The organism is Marinobacter sp. (assembly GCF_044799475.1).
Taxonomy (GTDB): Bacteria; Pseudomonadota; Gammaproteobacteria; order Pseudomonadales; family Oleiphilaceae; genus Marinobacter.
On the sequence record NZ_CP085217.1, the window covers coordinates 736,065 to 751,323 of the forward strand.

The following is a 15,259-nucleotide window of genomic DNA, read 5'->3' on the forward strand; positions in this document are numbered from 1 at the left end:
GTTACTCCTGTTCGCCTTCACGGATGGCCGATTCATAGGCCTCAATAAATAGATCACTGCGAAGCATACGGGCACCATCCCCGAATTCTTCCCGCTGCTGGGCGCGATTCCTGCGCCAGCTGTCATACATTCTGGCTTTCCTCAGGAGAGGCATTCGACCTGACGGGGAATCCCCGGGCTCCTGAAGGATCTCACTGATGACCCGTTCAACCCCCACCATAAGAGCCCGCTCATGACTCATGATGTCGGAAAAGGCGGAAACCACGGCGTCCTGGGGGCCAAGAAACGAACCGTGACGCCGAACCAGCAGAGCCTCGATGGCATCCTGTGCCGTGGCGGAGAATTTCAGCGGGTTGTTTTCCGTCCGCTGGAACAGGGTCTGCTGGACCCGAAGCTTCTGCTTCTGCTCTGCGCGGGCATGAAGAAGTTCCAGAAGACGGTCGAGAAGAATGCGGGTAAGGTCACCCAGAGCGTGCATCTGATCCGGTGAAGCCAGCTGGTCAGCCAGCTGTGGCATTCCCAGCCCATTGAACAGCGCCGCTTGCAGTGAGCTACCCGCTGGAGCCGTTGACAAGGGCTCATCCTCCGGCCTGCCATCGGCCTCCCCCCACTTCCACACGGTGGGAATGGCAATATCCGGGATGTCGACATGGCTGTCGCTGAGGGCCTGATCAACAAGCCCGGATGCCAGCATCGGGTTGCCCCCCATGCTTTCCGTGACCGGGAGGTCACCCACTCCGGGGGACGACGAAGGCATGCTCTGTGGCACGGTGGGCCTGCCATGGGGAGTTTCGCTGATGCCCAACTGACCTGAATTCAGGTCAGTTGCCACAGGCCGCACCGGAGCCGCGGGCACAACCGCCCGGAGCCGGAACTCGTAGTCTCCGAACCTCAGGCAGTCACCGTCCCTGAGTGTTTCCTCAACGCCTTTTCCAAGCGGGTCTTTCGCACCATTGATAAAAACGCCATTGGTGGAAGTATCACGGATGACGAACTGCTGACCATCAAAGAAAACATCGGCGTGACGGGAAGAAATGACCCTGTCCGGATCTGGTAGACACCAGTCACATTCCCTGGAGCGACCGAGGCTGTACTGGCGGGAAGAATTGAAAGTCCGGCTTGATGTAACCGTGGGCGAAAGCCGTTGGTAGCTTGTAATGGCAAGCTCCAGTTCCATGGCCGTGTCCTTCCTTTGACCTGTTTCCTTCGTACCGGCCTCCAGGGAAAATTTGTTTCCGGGGCAATGGCACTCCAAAATCGCGTCCGAGCGATCTTTACTGCAATAGAGCCTGAATCAGGCAGCGGCAGAATATGTACTTGACAGGGGCTTGTCAACGCGCAATTTTCAGATTTGTGCGTTGACCGCGGAAGGTCAACTTCATAGTATATCGGCCTCATCTGCTCCTGCGACAAGGATATGTTCTATGGGCAAACCCGCCGCTGTACTCGGCTCCTATCACGCCTGTCCTGCCAAAACCGGCAAGGTGCCCCATGTTGGTGGCCCGGTGCTTGCAACCTCCCCCAATGTGACGGTCGGCGGGCTGCCAGTATGCTGCGTCGGCGACAAACTGGTCTGCGTGGGGCCACCGGATACCGTCGTCGCGGGTTCAGCCACGGTGACAGCCAATGGCAAACCGATCGCCAGACTCGGAGACGGCACCGCCCACGGTGGCAAAATTGTGGCGGGAAATCCCACCGTGCTCGTCGGCGGCTGAAGCCGGAATTCGAAATGGACAGCTTTTGAGCAGTCCGCTATGATCGCCGCGCTGAAAAAGGTTCGGGACCGGACCTGTCCGTCGCAGTAACGGAATGCTTCCTAACGGATGAGGAGCCACCACCATGGAAGGTAACAGGAAAGCGACATCGGATCGCGCGCCCGCGGCGGAGAGCCCGCAACCCGAAGGCGCGGCCACGCCACCCGGCAGACACAGGCGCCTTGGTCTGGTCCTCAGCCAGAGATACCGGATTGAATCCCTGATCGCATCCGGTGGCATGAGCGACGTCTACCGGGCTGTCGACCTGCATCTTGAGCAGGCTGGGACAAAAGACTGTTTCGTTGCCCTTAAAATCCTGCGCAGCGAATTGACCCAGGATGCCGGCGCTCTCAATCTGCTCGGCCGGGAAGCCGCAAAATCCAAGAGGCTGTCCCACCCCAATATTATCCGTGTTCACGATCTGGGCCATGATGGCGACACCTGGTTCATGATCATGGAACTTCTCGATGGCGAACCCCTCTCCAGAATCATTCAGAGGGCCAAGCCCCAGGGCCTCAAATGGAAAGGAGGCAAAGCCGTTCTTGAGCAGGTTGCCTCAGCTCTGGCCGCGTCTCACCGCAAGGGCATAGTGCATGCAGACCTGAAGCCATCCAATATCTTTTTCACCCGGGATGGCGAGGTCAAGCTGCTGGACTTTGGCGTCGCCCAGGCGCTCAAACCCCACCAGCACGTGGATTTCCTGAATCCTCGCAGCGAAGACGAAACCACGATTTACGGTTACACCCCTGCCTACGCGACCCCCTCACTTATCGATGGTGGAGAGCCAACGGTTCCTGACGACCTCTACGCGCTGGCCTGCATCAGCTATGAACTGCTATCTTCCCGGCATCCATTCGATCGACGGAAGCTGACCCCCGAAGAAAAAGTTGCCTTCAGGGTCAACAGACCCGGAAACATGCCCCATGGCCTGTGGCGTGTCGTGCGGAAGCTGCTTAAGGAGGACGCTACGCCCGTTGACCTGGCAGCCTTCCAGGGGGCGCTGGAACCCGTTTTCTGGGGGCGCTACCTCTATCCCGCCGGCATTGCAGCCAGCACGCTCATGGCCACTGCCTTCTGGCACCTCGGCACAGAACGTAGCGAAGCGGCAGAAGCCAGGCTGACGGCTCATGAGCAGCGCTCCGAAATGGTCATGACACTGGGGGAGCAGCCCCCGGCGGAGCTCGTTGAAGCCCTCGATAACCTTGAGCCGATGGAAAGGGCTGGCCTTCTCAAACTGCAGGAAGACCGGCTCCTGCGGTTCTTTGAGTCTCGCATTGATGACGCCCTGAAGTCGGAAGGACGGCCGAATCTGCCTAATGTTCCCGCCGCCCTGGAAGTACTGAGTGAAGCGCGAAGCCTCTATCCACGGGACGAACAGTTGATGCACCGGCATGATCAACTGAATCAGCGCAAGCTCTCTCTGGAGTCTGCCCTGTCGAATGAACTCAGGGCGCGCCTGGACCAGGGGGACTATCAGGAGCCAGCGGCCTGGGGGGATCTCAGAGAGCTGGCGATGGATTACATGTTCCTCAGCGGCCAGCCCCTTGAGCTGTCAGAAAAGGCCGGCAACCTTTACCAGCAGCGCCTGGCCAGTGCCCTTGCCAGTGACGATGGAGCCACTCTGGCCCAGTTGCTGGAAATGGCAGACCAGTTTCTTGCGAAGACTCCGGCACTGAACGCAAGCCTGACCGAGGCCCGGAACCTCGAATCCGCCATCAAGGCGCTCGGACAGTATCAGGCCGCCGTTCTGGCCGGGCAGCAGGCGCTGTTTCCAGTAACAGCGGCGGAGCAGCTTTACGGAGGCCGCTTCCAGCAATGGCGCGACACGATAGAAAACGCAAAAAACAGTCGGGAGCTCAATGGCGTATATCAGGATATGGTTCGCTACCAGGGCCAGATTCCTTCTGACTACAAGCCGTTCAGCAGTCTTCGGGAGGCCCTTGCTGACGCCTATCTTGCCAGAGCGGATTCTCTCCTGAAACAGAACCGGACAGCCCAGGCCCAGCCACTGCTCAAGCGTGCCACCTCCCTGATTCGCAGTGCCGGAAACTCCTGAACAGAACCTGCGAGCGGAGGATGCCGGGGCTGCGGAGAAGGAACGATCGGTCAATGACGCTGCACTCGGGCCCCGATATACTCTGGCTGCGATTGCTATTGCAAGAAAACCTAACCAGGGAACCCCAGAAGGATCCAGTCATGAGTGACCTGAAAAGCCGTTTTGATGAAGCAGTAAACTATATCCAGAATGCGGAAGGGGACTTCAAGCCGTCCAACGAACTCAAGCTTGAATTCTACGGCCTCTACAAGCAGGCGACGGAAGGAGATGTCAGCGGCAAGCGCCCGGGAATGATGGACTTTGTGGCCCGCGCAAAATATGACGCATGGGCAAAAAACAAGGGTATGTCCCAGGAAGAAGCGATGCAGAAATACATCGACCGCCTCGAAGAAATGAAAAAATCCCAGTGAATCCGTAGTTTGGCGGGGCTGGCTCCCGGCAGAGCATTAATGCTTTGCCGGGTTCAACAGATTGTCATAAGATGCGCGCATTATAAGAACAACAGACGCATTCGCACGACCAGAGCGGCACCCATATTATGAGCATCACCGAAGCACTTGAGCAGAGTCAGGCCGGCCTTGTTGACCGTGTAACCCTGGCCATACAGAAGCAACAGCTCAACCAGCGTACCGAACAGACCTACCTGCACTGGATTACCCGGTTTGTTCTTTTTCATGGCCTCAAGAGCCCGGACGCCCTCGAAAACAGTGATCAGCTGATGTTCCTGGCCTATCTCAGCGACCGCATCCGGGTATCCCGCGCAAGGCTCAACCAGGCTCGCCAGGCACTGCAGTTCTTCTACCAGGATGTGCTTGGCAAGGACCGGGATCCCGCTCTTCTTACCCACACTGCCTGAGGGACTGTCGGGAACGCCTGTCAGCGCTCCTGGACATTGGCATTGAAGGTTTCGTAAGTCCGGTTTGAGGGCAACTGGATGCGGTAGTCAGTTCCGAAAGTCGAACCGGGGACCGATTTCGGATTGCTGAACTGTATCTGGAACGGAATTTCATTGCGCCCGAGATCGGTCCGGCCGTCCCTCGGTTGAATAGTCAGCGGATCCAGAAAAAATTCTTCCTTCTCCCTTCTCACCGTGGCGGTGGCTGCCCGCACCGGAACGCCAGCCGCGGGAGCCTCCAGGCCTCCTTCGATGGCCGTCCGGGAAAGCGAATCCTCTTCCATTCTGAGAAAAGGGATGCTGTCCACCGTAGAGCGGTCCTCGTAGGCAAATTGATCCTCGCCTTCTTCCGCCCCTGATGCTTCCTGAGCAATGACCACACCCGGGCAAAACAGCACGACCATGGCTGCCAGCATTCCGTATCCTGCGCTCTTCCCTGAAATATCCATAACCGCCACCTGTTAGTACCGAAAACCACCCGCCTTCGGTGTCACGTCAAATTCCGGACAGTTTATATTCAATTCAAGCTGAAGTTTGAACTGTTCGCCAGATTTGTGACGCGATGCACTGGTCACAAGGGGCCATAACGGATAGCGGTGATGACGACCGAAGTCCGGCCCTCCGGCGTTCGAACCTCCACCTCATCATCAAGACGCTTGCCAAGCAGCGCCCGGGCCATTGGCGAATCAATGCTGAGAAGACCCCGACCCAAGTCAAATTCGTCCGGCCCCACCAGCCGCCAGCAGTTTGATCCGCCGGCCTCGTCCTCCACGGTGACCCATGCGCCAAAATAGACCCTGCTCTGGTCATCCGGGTGGCGGTCCACCACGGTGAGCTGCTCCAGCCGTTTGGTGAGAAAGCGTACCCGCCGGTCAATTTCGCGAAGCTGTTTCTTGCCATAGATATATTCGGCATTTTCGGAGCGATCACCCTGCGCGGCCGCTTCCCGGACCGATTGGGTGACTTCCGGACGTTTTGTTTTCCAGAGCCAGTTCAGTTCCTCCCGAAGCTGGCTTTCACCCTCAGGTGTAATGTAATGAGCCCGCCCTCCGGGACGGGAAGAAGATTCCGCCATGCTGTTGCTCCCGTCACTGAATTCTGGAGATGCGGCCATAAAAAAACCCCGTAGAACGGGGTTAAGGCTAGCGCTGTGCTGGAGAAAGAAGCAAGGCCCTTTCAGGCCCTGCTACCTGTCTTCAGTGACTATTCTCCACGCCCTTGAGTTACCGGGGCGTGGCTCCGGAGTTACGTTTTATTCAGAACTGCCCACGCCCTGAGATCCGCATCGGATTAGGTTGTCCACTCTAGATATAGAGTCCATGATTTTGGCCAGACTATCTACCAGTGTATCATTTTCATGCATCAGTGAAGATTTCACTCAAACAACCAATGACTTGCAAAGGTATCCAGGATGAACACCAAAACACTGCTTGATACGGCGCTGACGGGTCTGGACCATCTGGGCTTCCAGCTCGACCAGCTTGGGATCACCAGCAAGGTCAACCGGCATAACCTGGCAGCCCTCGTGATGGCAGAACAGCACCATCTGGAAGGCGAATGGGACAGCATTCAGGCACGCTTTGACCGGCGCAGAGCCCAGCTGGACAGCCTGGTGAGCTCGGTTGAAGGGCGGGTGGATCGCCTGGTTTCTCCAATCCGAAAGCTGAGAAGCCCGGCCCTCTGATTACGATCGGGAAGCCACCTCTCCGGCGGTGGGTGACCCGCTTCGGCGGTCATCACCCTCCGCCGGTGCCGGGGCGCTCACCGCGCGGATTCTCCGTCTTTCCGGGCGGTAAGCCGGCATTCTGATGGAAACAGTGAGCCCCGGCTCTTCCCTGTCAGGATAGCGATCACTCAGGACAATCTCACCTTTGTGGATTTCAGCCACCGCACTGACCAGGCTGAGCCCCAGGCCATTGCCAGGCAGAGATCGGCTCTTTCCCACACGGTAGAAACGCTGGAATACCTGGTCTTTTTCGTCCGCGGGAATGCCAATTCCGCTGTCACTGACTTCCAGCACGGCTTCGTCTTCCCCTTCCATGCGCACAGTCACTCCAATATCCCCGTGCTCCGGTGTGTACTTGATGGCATTGTCGATCAGGTTGCTCACCATCTGGAACAGAAGATCCCGGTCTCCTTCAATCAGCACCTGTTCGTCGAGGTCCTGCTGAAAAGACTGGTTCTTGTCCTCTGCCACAGCTTCGTATAGCTCGCAGGCATCGCTCACCAGCAGTCCGAGGGATACCGGCTTCATGTCGGCCGTGCTGCCGCGGGTTTCAAGCCGGGCGATCCGAAGCAGCGCATTGAAGGTGGCAAGCAGCTGATCCGCCTCTGTTACAGCACGACCTGCCTGCTCCCTCGCCTCCTCATTGTCGACCGACATCAGGGTGTTTTCGAGCTGGTTGCGGAGTCGGGTGAGAGGCGTTCTCAGGTCATGGGCAATGCTGTCCGAGACATGGCGGATGCCCTCCATGAGGTACACGATCCGGTCGAGCATCTGGTTCAGGTTTTCGGCCAATTGGTCGAAGTCATCCTGGGTGCCGCGGGTGGGAATACGCAGTGACAGGTGGCCGTTCATGATCTTTCGGGAGGTATTATTGATGATTTCTATGCGCCGGGTGGTGCTTCTGCTCATCATGAACCCTCCCAGCAGCGCCAGTGCAAGGGTGATACCCATGCCCCAGTTGATGGCGGTTTCAATCAGGCGCTTGAGTGTCGTCAGATCTTCCACGTCACGACCCACCAGCAGGCGCAGCCCGCCCTGGACTTCGAAAATTCTCGCCCGGGCCTGACGCCGGGGTCCTGTCCAGCCCACGCTCTCATCGAGCGTAAAGTTGATCCAGCCATCCTGGGACTGAGCCTCTTCCGGCCAGTTCGCCAGGTTACCGGCAAGTTTCAGGTAGTCGTCAGTGGTAAACAGGTAGATGGATTTTGCGTTCGGATCACGGGCTACCCGCTCCCGGATGATGGTAATCAGACCGTTAACGCCCCGCCCCCGGTACTGCTCCGCCAGGCCGGCAATCTCTGCTTCAATGGTTTCATCGGTCTGGGCCGTCATGAAGCCGGCTGTGCGCCAGTATATGAAAGCCAGTAACAGGAACACCGACGTGGCAAACACCACCATGTAGAGCAGGGCCAGCTGGAAAGTCGATGTCTTGAGCTGACTAAGGATTTTCACGCAGCATATACCCGGCACCACGAACCGTCTGCAGAAGCGGTGTTTCGAATTCCTTGTCGATTTTCGCTCGCAGGCGGCTTATGTGCACATCAATGACGTTGGTCTGGGGATCAAAATGATAGTCCCACACCTTCTCCAGCAGCATGGTCCGGGTGACCACCTGGCCGGCGTTTCGCATCAGGAACTCCAGCAGCCGGAATTCCCGGGGCTGCACGTCAATATTTTTGCCGGAACGCTTTACGGTGCGGGCAAGAAGATCCATCTCAAGATCCGCAACCCTGAGCACTGTTTCCGTCTCTGACGCCTGACGATTGCGTCGCAGCAACGACTCTATGCGTGCCAGCAGCTCGGTAAAGGAGAAGGGCTTGGTCAGGTAATCATCCCCGCCGCCGCGAAGTCCTGCCACCCGGTCGTCCACATCACCCAGGGCACTGAGAATCAGCACTGGCACCTGATTACCGGTGGCACGGACCGTCTTGATGATGGACAGGCCATCCATTCCCGGCAGCATCCGGTCGACAATCATGATGTCGTAGTCCTCACTCGCAGCAAGCATCAGACCATCCTTGCCGTCGGCGGCGTGATCCACCACAAAATCCGACTCCCTGAGCCCTTTGACAAGGTAGGTTGCCACCTCGTGATCGTCTTCAATTACCAGTGCTTTCACCGGCCTGCCTCCCGATTGACGGATTGTCCTTGCGTGCAGCCCAGAGTAAGGGGAACAAGCGGCGCCGGCCAGTTACCATCCTGTAAGAGGGTGTCGCAATCAGCGACGGTCGGCCTGTGATGTCTGGGGCTTGAGCCAGCTGAGTCCGGACCGGGTGCTGTTCAGTGGATGGTACTCCGCACTCGCCCAGCCTTCATAGCCCATGGCATCCAGGGCATGGAATACCCGGGGAAAATTGATCTCGCCGGTGCCCGGCTCATGGCGGCCGGGATTGTCAGCAAACTGGATATGGCCGATATGGGGCAGAAGTCGCTCCATGGTCCTTATCAGATCCCCCTCCATGATCTGCATGTGGTAGATATCGTACTGAAACCCCAGGTTGGAAGCATCCACGGCCTCAATCAACTCAATGACCCGGTCCGAGCGGTCAAGCAGAAACCCCGGCATGTCCACCCGGGAATTTATTGCCTCCACGAGAAGATCAACCCCCGCCCCGCGGCACTGTTCCGCGGCCCAGCTCACATTATCCACCAGCGTCTCCCAGGCCCTGTCGAAAGACAGCGTGGGAGGACGAAGGCCCGCCAGGCAGTTGACCCTGGCACAGCCGAGAGCTTCGGCATACTGGATGGCCTGGGTCACGCCATCACGGAATTCTCCGGTACGCTCTGGCAGGCAGGCGATCCCCCGCTCTCCCGCAGACCAGTCTCCAGCAGGCAGGTTGAACAGCACCTGGGTCAGACGGTTTTCCTGGAGCAGGCTTCTGAGAGATTCTGCAGGCCAGGCATAGGGGAACAGATATTCCACTCCGCGAAAGCCCGCACGGCTGGCCGCGGCAAATCGTTCCTCGAACGGCAGTTCCGTGAACAGCAGGCTCAGGTTGGCAGCGAATCTCGGCATGAATCAGGCTCCTGCTGCAGATTTCACGCCCGGCCGGTCTTTGCCGTCTCCCATCCGAACGCCATTCAGGTGCTCCAGTTCCAGCAGCAGACCGCTGTGATCAACCTCGCTGTGGCCATTGGCCAGCAGGGACAGGTAGCTGTTGTGCACCTGTTGACTGAGAGGGAGTGTCAGATTTTCTGACCGGCCCTCGTCGAGAATCATCCGCATATCCTTGAGCTGTATTCTTGCTGGCGCCCCCGGAGCGAAATTCCGGTCGATCATGCGCTGACCATGCAACTCGAGGATCCGGCTGCCGGCAAAACCGCCCAGCAGGGCCTCCCGGACCGCCGCCGGATCGGCACCTCCCTGCGCCGCAAGTAACAGAGCCTCGGACACCGCCCCTATAGTGATGCCCACTATCGCCTGATTGGCGAGCTTGGCCAGTTGGCCAGCACCGACCGGGCCAATATAAGTTGGCTTTCCCAGTGCCCGGAAGACCGGTGACAGCCGCTCCATGACCTCTGACTCGCCGCCCACCATGATGCTCAGTCGGCCCTGCTCGGCGCCGGTGGTTCCGCCAGATACAGGCGCATCCAGGTAGTCAGCACCCCGTGCCCGTACCAGCTGCGCATGCTCCCGGGCCAGAGATGGCTGGACCGAACTCATGTCGATTACCACTGCACCTGTGGGAAAAGCGTCAATAACCCCCTGTTTAACCAGAACCTGATGGACTGCGGGGCCGTTTTCCAGCATCACAATGATTACATCAGCGTCGACTACGGCCTCTGCCGGTGTATCCGCAATGCGGGCCCGGTCGGCAAAGGGCTGGCACCTGGCAGAAGTCCGGTTCCACAGAGTCATGGGAAACCCTGCTTCGAGCAGGTTGTGTGTCATGGGTGCACCCATGAGCCCAATGCCCAGGAATGCTATATGGGGGAGCTTTTGTGTCATTGCGGCCTCGTACAAACAAAAACGCCACTGACCGGTGGGACAGTGGCGTTCAGTTTATCCTGTGAATCTGGCTGGTGCAGCCTCAGGCTGCTTCCAGCATCTGCACACGGATCTTCTTCATTGCATTCTTTTCAAGCTGTCTGATGCGCTCTGCAGACACACCGTACTTGTCTGCCAGCTCATGCAGAGTGGACTTGCTGTCGGTCAGCCAGCGCTCACGAAGGATGTCCTGGCTCCGCTCATCAAGGCATGCCATGGCTTCCATCAGGCGGCCATTGGAATCCTCGGTCCAGTCAGAACTTTCAAGCTGATGGGCAGGGTCACTGTTGTGGTCCTGGAGATAGTAGGCCGGCGCCTGGTAGGCGTTGTCCTCGTCATCATCCATCGGCCCATCAAATGCCGTGTCATGGCTCGCCATACGGCCTTCCATCTGGCGCACCACCTTGGCGTCCACACCCAGATCCGCGGCGACTGCCTGCAGTTCATCATGACTGAGCCAGGCCAGACGCTTCTTCTGACTGCGAAGATTGAAGAAAAGTTTGCGCTGGGCTTTGGTGGTGGCAACTTTGACAATACGCCAGTTGCGCAGAATGAATTCGTGAATTTCTGCTTTGATCCAGTGCACCGCGAAAGAAACGAGCCGTACGCCGTATTCCGGGTTGAATCGCTTGACTGCTTTCATAAGGCCGACATTACCCTCCTGGATCAGGTCCGCCTGGGCCAGGCCATAGCCGGAATAACTGCGGGCAATGTGAATGACAAATCGCAGGTGCGACAACACCAGCTGACGTGCAGACTCCAGATCGCCATCGTAATGCAGCTTTTCGGCGAGCTCACGCTCTTCGTCAGCGGTCAGCACAGGAATGCGGCTTGCTGCCTGAATGTAGGCTTCGAGGTTTGCACCAGGAACCAGTCTATCGGCTAGCTGTAAGCTTGTACCCATGCGTCTTCCTCCATGCAATGCGGCCTGCCAATGTAACAGGGTCGGTTTCAGACCGCTATCAATCAGAATGTCATGACATACTTTAAATTCTGAAAACTGACACCATAAATTAATCAAGTATGTCGATTACTTTTTAACTTACACCCTGTGCGCGGCGTTTTACAATACGGTGTTTCCGCAGGAAGCGATCACACACGGCAAATTCTCCGCATTCATCAGCCTGGCTCGATCGCATCCAGGTGCCGCTTTACGGCCAGCCAGGCGCCCAGCCAGCCAAATACAACGGCGGAAAGCAGCAGCAGAAAACTGCCTTCCAGCGACAGCCCATCAAGAGAAAAATTGCTGCGGTACAGGCCCGCCAGGCGTTCCACCGGCCCGCTCAGCCACCAGAGTGTCAGTTGCAGAAGGACAAAGGCCACAATCCCCCCTCCCAGCCCGAACCAGACACCCGTATAGAGGAACGGCCGGCGGACAAAAGCGTCTGTTCCGCCCACCAGTCGTGCAACCAGGATTTCATCACGCCGGCTTTCTATTGCAAGGCGAATGGTATTGCCGATGACAAGAATGACCGCCACCGCCAGCAGTATCGCCAGTGCCCAGACCCCCCTTCCCAGAAGATCCGTAATGGCGCTGAGCCGCTGCAGCCACCCGAGATCTACCTGAACTCTGGCTACGCCCCGCGTTTCTTCCAGTGCTGTCAACATTTTCTGCATGGCAGCGCCACTCCGGGACGTCTCCACGGGGGTTACGAGAAGGGTATGGGGCAGCGGATTGCCTTCCAGATAATCGAGAGCTTCACTCAGGCCCGAGCTTGCCCGAAATTCCTCAAGAGCGGCATTTTTGTCGATCAGCTCCACTTCCGCCACCTGTTCCCTGCCGGCCACCTCCAGGCGCAGGCCACGGGCATCTTCCAGCGAGACCTCATCTGCGAGATAGAGAGTGACGCGGGCAGCGCTTTCCCAGCCGGCACTCACACCCTGCAGGCTCGCAAGCAACAGCATCAGGCCAACCGGCAGCGCCAGCGCCACGCCCATGACAGTCCAGGTCATCAGGCTCGCAACCGGAACCTGGAGCAGACGGCGGCCACTGTCCCGGGCTACTTTGCGATGATGGGAAAGATAGCTCTCAACGGCCTGGCGAATGGGAGCCCCTGAGCGATTCGCGCCGCGCCGGACGGCTGAGCGGGAGGATCCAGACCTGTCGGAAGATTGACGTCGGTTAGACAAGGGCAGCTTCCTCGGGAATATTCGCGCGGCCGCTGCCGGTTATCAGCCGTCCCTGATCCAGAGTCAGGGTGCGGCGCCCCATGTCACTGATCAGGGCAGTGTCGTGGCTGGCAATGAGCACGGTCACGCCAACCTGACTGAACTGTTCAAACAGATGCATGATGTCCGCAGAAAGCTTTGGATCCAGGTTACCGGTGGGCTCATCCGCCAGCAGAACCGGAGGCTTGTTGACCACCGCCCGGGCGATTCCCACTCGCTGCTGCTCGCCTCCCGATAGCTGGACGGGGTTCATTTTTTCCTTGCTTAGCAGCCCCACCTTGTCCAGCGCCGCCCGAACCCGGCGACCGATATCCCTGGCAGGCACTCCCACGACCTCCAGCGGCATGGCCACGTTGTCAAAAACGGAGCGGTCAAACAGCAACTGGTGGTTCTGGAACACCACCCCGATATGCCTGCGTATGTAGGGCACCTGGCGACGGGGCATGCTGTTGAGCAACTGGCCGCCAATTACCACCTTCCCGGCCGTGGGACGCTCCATAAGCATGATCAGTTTGAGCAGGGTGCTCTTGCCGGCACCTGAGTGGCCGGTCAGAAATGCCATCTCACCCCGTCCCAGGTGAAAATTCACCTGTTTCAGGGCCGTATGGTCGCTGTCATAACGCTTGCTGACCTGCTCAAATTCGATCATTGACTGCAGTTACTCATCAAACAGGGCATTTACAAAGGTTTCGGCATCAAAGGCGCGAAGGTCATCGACCTGTTCCCCCACCCCGATATAACGGATGGGCAGCTTCAACTGGCGCGCGATGGCAAACACAATACCACCCTTTGCGGTGCCATCAAGCTTGGTCAGGGTGATCCCTGTTACTCCGACTGCCTGCTGGAAAACCTGGGCCTGACTCAGGGCATTCTGTCCCGTACCGGCGTCCAGTACGAGCATGACTTCATGGGGCGCTTCGGGGTCCAGCTTTTTCATCACCCGGACCACCTTTTCCAGTTCGCCCATCAGGTTATCCTTGTTCTGGAGGCGGCCGGCGGTATCGGCGATCAACACATCCACATCCCGTGCAGTTGCCGCCTGCAGGCTGTCGAAGAGGACGGACGCACTGTCAGCGCCGGTATGCTGGGCAATAACGGGAACACCATTACGTTCGCCCCAGGCCTGAAGCTGCTCCACGGCAGCGGCCCGGAAGGTGTCTCCCGCTGCCAGCATCACCGATTTTCCATCCCGCTTGAACTGATGGGCCAGCTTGCCAATGGTGGTGGTTTTGCCCACACCGTTGACCCCGACCATCAGGATCACAAACGGCTTCTTCGGGCTTATCTCGAGGGGCCGGGCGGTATCGGCAAGAATCCCGTGAAGCTCGCTTTTTAGCGCAGCCCTGAGAGCCTCGCCGTCTTTGAGCTGTTTGCGCTCCAGTTTTCCCGTAAGCGACTCAATGATTTCCGAGGTGGCTGTCACTCCGACATCTGCCATCAGGAGAGTTGTTTCAATCTCCTCCAGCAGATCTTCGTCCACGGCCTTGCCAGCGGAAAACAGATCCGACAGGCCGGAGGACAGGTTATTCCGGGTTTTGTCCAGCCCCTGGCGGATACGCTGAAAAACGCTGACAGGTGGCTCTTCCACCGCTGCTTCCGGAAGGGTTTCCGGAGCAACAGGCTCGGCAACGGCGGGCTCAGCCTCGGGACGGCCCTCGACCGGCTCGGGGCCTTTTTCGGCAGCCGGTTTGCGCTGCGGTACAGGCTTCGGCCGGGGCATACGCCGGCGAGCGCCGACCAGTTCCGCCACAAAGACGAGCACGAGAAAGGCCAGAAAGCCAATCGAAATCCATTCTGCCGTTATCATTGTGTTCTATTCCCGGGAGTTGCATTGGGTAGTGAAGAGGTGAAGCGCACATTCTAGCCGTCGGACCCGGGAGCGTCCAAGTCTGTGGTTATGGAAGCGAGGATTTTTCGCTAATATGCAGCCTCCGGCCGGCTATTCCAGCCCCCGCAACCAGACCACACAGTCACCCCACAGCAACGAGGCCACTATGGTCAGGCGCAAACCCGGGTCCGGCCGTCCGACTCCCGGCAGAACATCGGTAAATTCCATAGCCACCAGTGAATTGCGCATCATTGGCGGAGAATGGCGCAGCCGCCGGGTGCGGTTTCCCGATGCCGGAGGAGTCAGGCCGACACCGGCAAGAATCCGGGAGACCCTTTTTAACTGGCTGAACTATCACCTCGCTGGCAGCCGCTGCCTCGATCTGTTCGCCGGCAGCGGCGCCCTTGGCCTGGAAGCCCTGTCCCGGGGCGCCGCTCACGCAACCCTGGTAGACCATACGCCAGCCCTGGCGGATGCCCTCCGGGACAATCTGAAAGCTCTTTCCTGCGATCGCGGACAGGTGGCCTGCATGGCCGTCGAGGATTTTCTTGCCGAGCCACCCGCCTCTGCCTTCGACATAGTCTTCATGGACCCGCCGTTTCGCCAGAACTGGCTGGAGCGCCTGTTCCCTTTGCTGAGCCGGCACCCATGGATCCGGCCCGGGGGCTGGGTCTACGTCGAACAGGAGAGCGAACTGGCACCGCCGCCGCCCCCTGCCGGCTGGAAACTGCACCGACAGAAGACGGCCGGACAGGTTACCTACAGCCTTTTCCGTGTCACGGAAGGGCCGGACGAGAGTGCTGCTCAGGCATAAAAAAACCCCGCTCAACTGGAACGGGGTTT

17 protein-coding genes are annotated in these 15,259 nt (G+C 58.5%); 6 read left to right on the top strand and 11 right to left on the bottom strand.

The annotated features are described in order from the left end of the window. Position 1 precedes the first annotated feature (1 nt). Positions 2 to 1,177 carry a type VI secretion system-associated FHA domain protein TagH gene (gene tagH / locus LG327_RS03400; protein ID WP_404365761.1) on the bottom strand — a complete coding sequence of 392 codons (1,176 nt, stop codon included), beginning with the start codon at positions 1,175 to 1,177 and terminating at the stop codon, positions 2 to 4. Positions 1,178 to 1,424: 247 nt separating this feature from the next. Between tagH and LG327_RS03405 the strand changes: the two genes are divergently transcribed. From LG327_RS03405 to LG327_RS03420, 4 genes are all read left to right on the top strand, one after another. After that, positions 1,425 to 1,715, top strand: a complete 291-nt coding sequence (locus tag LG327_RS03405) for a PAAR domain-containing protein (RefSeq protein ID WP_404365764.1) — start codon at positions 1,425 to 1,427, stop codon at positions 1,713 to 1,715. A 124-nt stretch (positions 1,716 to 1,839) separates the two neighbouring features. Beyond that, entirely contained in the window at positions 1,840 to 3,810 is a 1,971-nt protein-coding gene (locus LG327_RS03410) for a protein kinase (protein WP_404365767.1), read from the top strand. Between the two features lie 140 nt (positions 3,811 to 3,950). Continuing rightward, complete coding sequence (locus LG327_RS03415; protein WP_404365770.1) at positions 3,951 to 4,220, top strand: acyl-CoA-binding protein; 270 nt, start codon at positions 3,951 to 3,953, stop codon at positions 4,218 to 4,220. A 128-nt stretch (positions 4,221 to 4,348) separates the two neighbouring features. Beyond that, entirely contained in the window at positions 4,349 to 4,666 is a 318-nt protein-coding gene (locus LG327_RS03420) for a site-specific integrase (protein ID WP_404365773.1), read from the top strand. Positions 4,667 to 4,686: 20 nt separating this feature from the next. On the opposite strand, the gene LG327_RS03425 is transcribed toward LG327_RS03420, so the two are convergent. After that, complete coding sequence (locus LG327_RS03425) at positions 4,687 to 5,154, bottom strand: hypothetical protein (RefSeq protein WP_404365775.1); 468 nt, start codon at positions 5,152 to 5,154, stop codon at positions 4,687 to 4,689. A 122-nt stretch (positions 5,155 to 5,276) separates the two neighbouring features. Continuing rightward, a complete protein-coding gene (gene greB / locus LG327_RS03430) occupies positions 5,277 to 5,780 on the bottom strand; it encodes a transcription elongation factor GreB (RefSeq protein WP_404365778.1) in 504 nt (167 codons plus the stop codon). Between the two features lie 336 nt (positions 5,781 to 6,116). Here greB and LG327_RS03435 point away from each other — a divergent pair, with 336 nt between their 5' ends. After that, positions 6,117 to 6,389 (top strand): hypothetical protein, encoded by a 273-nt coding sequence (locus LG327_RS03435; protein WP_404365780.1) that lies wholly within the window; start codon positions 6,117 to 6,119, stop codon positions 6,387 to 6,389. Here LG327_RS03435 and LG327_RS03440 read toward each other — a convergent pair whose 3' ends face one another. From LG327_RS03440 to ftsY, 8 genes are all read right to left on the bottom strand, one after another. Then, positions 6,390 to 7,883 carry an ATP-binding protein gene (locus tag LG327_RS03440; protein ID WP_404365783.1) on the bottom strand — a complete coding sequence of 498 codons (1,494 nt, stop codon included), beginning with the start codon at positions 7,881 to 7,883 and terminating at the stop codon, positions 6,390 to 6,392. Then, the gene (locus tag LG327_RS03445) at positions 7,870 to 8,550 is read right to left on the bottom strand and encodes a winged helix-turn-helix domain-containing protein (RefSeq protein WP_404365785.1); all 681 of its coding nucleotides are present in this window, start codon (positions 8,548 to 8,550) and stop codon (positions 7,870 to 7,872) included. Before LG327_RS03445 ends, LG327_RS03440 begins: the two co-directional genes overlap by 14 nt. Positions 8,551 to 8,649: 99 nt before the next feature. Next, positions 8,650 to 9,447, bottom strand: coding sequence for a hydroxypyruvate isomerase (hyi, locus tag LG327_RS03450; protein ID WP_404365788.1), 798 nt, complete (start codon positions 9,445 to 9,447; stop codon positions 8,650 to 8,652). Between the two features lie 3 nt (positions 9,448 to 9,450). Continuing rightward, a complete protein-coding gene (locus tag LG327_RS03455; RefSeq protein ID WP_404365791.1) occupies positions 9,451 to 10,380 on the bottom strand; it encodes an NAD(P)-dependent oxidoreductase in 930 nt (309 codons plus the stop codon). Positions 10,381 to 10,462: 82 nt separating this feature from the next. Next, complete coding sequence (gene rpoH, locus LG327_RS03460; protein ID WP_404365794.1) at positions 10,463 to 11,323, bottom strand: RNA polymerase sigma factor RpoH; 861 nt, start codon at positions 11,321 to 11,323, stop codon at positions 10,463 to 10,465. Between the two features lie 215 nt (positions 11,324 to 11,538). Next, positions 11,539 to 12,549: a permease-like cell division protein FtsX gene (ftsX, locus tag LG327_RS03465; RefSeq protein WP_404365797.1), complete on the bottom strand. Its 1,011-nt coding sequence runs from the start codon at positions 12,547 to 12,549 to the stop codon at positions 11,539 to 11,541. Then, on the bottom strand, positions 12,542 to 13,237 hold the full coding sequence (gene ftsE, locus LG327_RS03470; protein ID WP_404365800.1) for a cell division ATP-binding protein FtsE: 696 nt from the start codon (positions 13,235 to 13,237) through the stop codon (positions 12,542 to 12,544). The genes ftsX and ftsE overlap by 8 nt, the downstream gene beginning before the upstream one ends. A gap of 9 nt (positions 13,238 to 13,246) precedes the next feature. Next, on the bottom strand, positions 13,247 to 14,392 hold the full coding sequence (gene ftsY, locus LG327_RS03475; RefSeq protein WP_404369190.1) for a signal recognition particle-docking protein FtsY: 1,146 nt from the start codon (positions 14,390 to 14,392) through the stop codon (positions 13,247 to 13,249). Positions 14,393 to 14,582: 190 nt separating this feature from the next. Between ftsY and rsmD the strand changes: the two genes are divergently transcribed. Further along, the gene (rsmD, locus tag LG327_RS03480) at positions 14,583 to 15,230 is read left to right on the top strand and encodes a 16S rRNA (guanine(966)-N(2))-methyltransferase RsmD (RefSeq protein ID WP_404369194.1); all 648 of its coding nucleotides are present in this window, start codon (positions 14,583 to 14,585) and stop codon (positions 15,228 to 15,230) included. Positions 15,231 to 15,259: the final 29 nt, after the last annotated feature.

Excerpts from the sequence above, each read along its gene's own strand:
- rsmD (WP_404369194.1), top strand. The coding sequence starts at position 14,583 with ATGGTCAGGCGCAAACCCGGGTCCGGCCGTCCGACTCCCGGCAGAACA.
- greB (WP_404365778.1), bottom strand. The coding sequence starts at position 5,780 with ATGGCGGAATCTTCTTCCCGTCCCGGAGGGCGGGCTCATTACATTACA.
- LG327_RS03435 (WP_404365780.1), top strand. The coding sequence starts at position 6,117 with ATGAACACCAAAACACTGCTTGATACGGCGCTGACGGGTCTGGACCAT.
- rpoH (WP_404365794.1), bottom strand. The coding sequence starts at position 11,323 with ATGGGTACAAGCTTACAGCTAGCCGATAGACTGGTTCCTGGTGCAAAC.
- LG327_RS03455 (WP_404365791.1), bottom strand. The coding sequence starts at position 10,380 with ATGACACAAAAGCTCCCCCATATAGCATTCCTGGGCATTGGGCTCATG.
- LG327_RS03420 (WP_404365773.1), top strand. The coding sequence starts at position 4,349 with ATGAGCATCACCGAAGCACTTGAGCAGAGTCAGGCCGGCCTTGTTGAC.
- LG327_RS03425 (WP_404365775.1), bottom strand. The coding sequence starts at position 5,154 with ATGGATATTTCAGGGAAGAGCGCAGGATACGGAATGCTGGCAGCCATG.
- LG327_RS03410 (WP_404365767.1), top strand. The coding sequence starts at position 1,840 with ATGGAAGGTAACAGGAAAGCGACATCGGATCGCGCGCCCGCGGCGGAG.
- tagH (WP_404365761.1), bottom strand. The coding sequence starts at position 1,177 with ATGGAACTGGAGCTTGCCATTACAAGCTACCAACGGCTTTCGCCCACG.
- LG327_RS03415 (WP_404365770.1), top strand. The coding sequence starts at position 3,951 with ATGAGTGACCTGAAAAGCCGTTTTGATGAAGCAGTAAACTATATCCAG.
- hyi (WP_404365788.1), bottom strand. The coding sequence starts at position 9,447 with ATGCCGAGATTCGCTGCCAACCTGAGCCTGCTGTTCACGGAACTGCCG.
- ftsE (WP_404365800.1), bottom strand. The coding sequence starts at position 13,237 with ATGATCGAATTTGAGCAGGTCAGCAAGCGTTATGACAGCGACCATACG.
- LG327_RS03405 (WP_404365764.1), top strand. The coding sequence starts at position 1,425 with ATGGGCAAACCCGCCGCTGTACTCGGCTCCTATCACGCCTGTCCTGCC.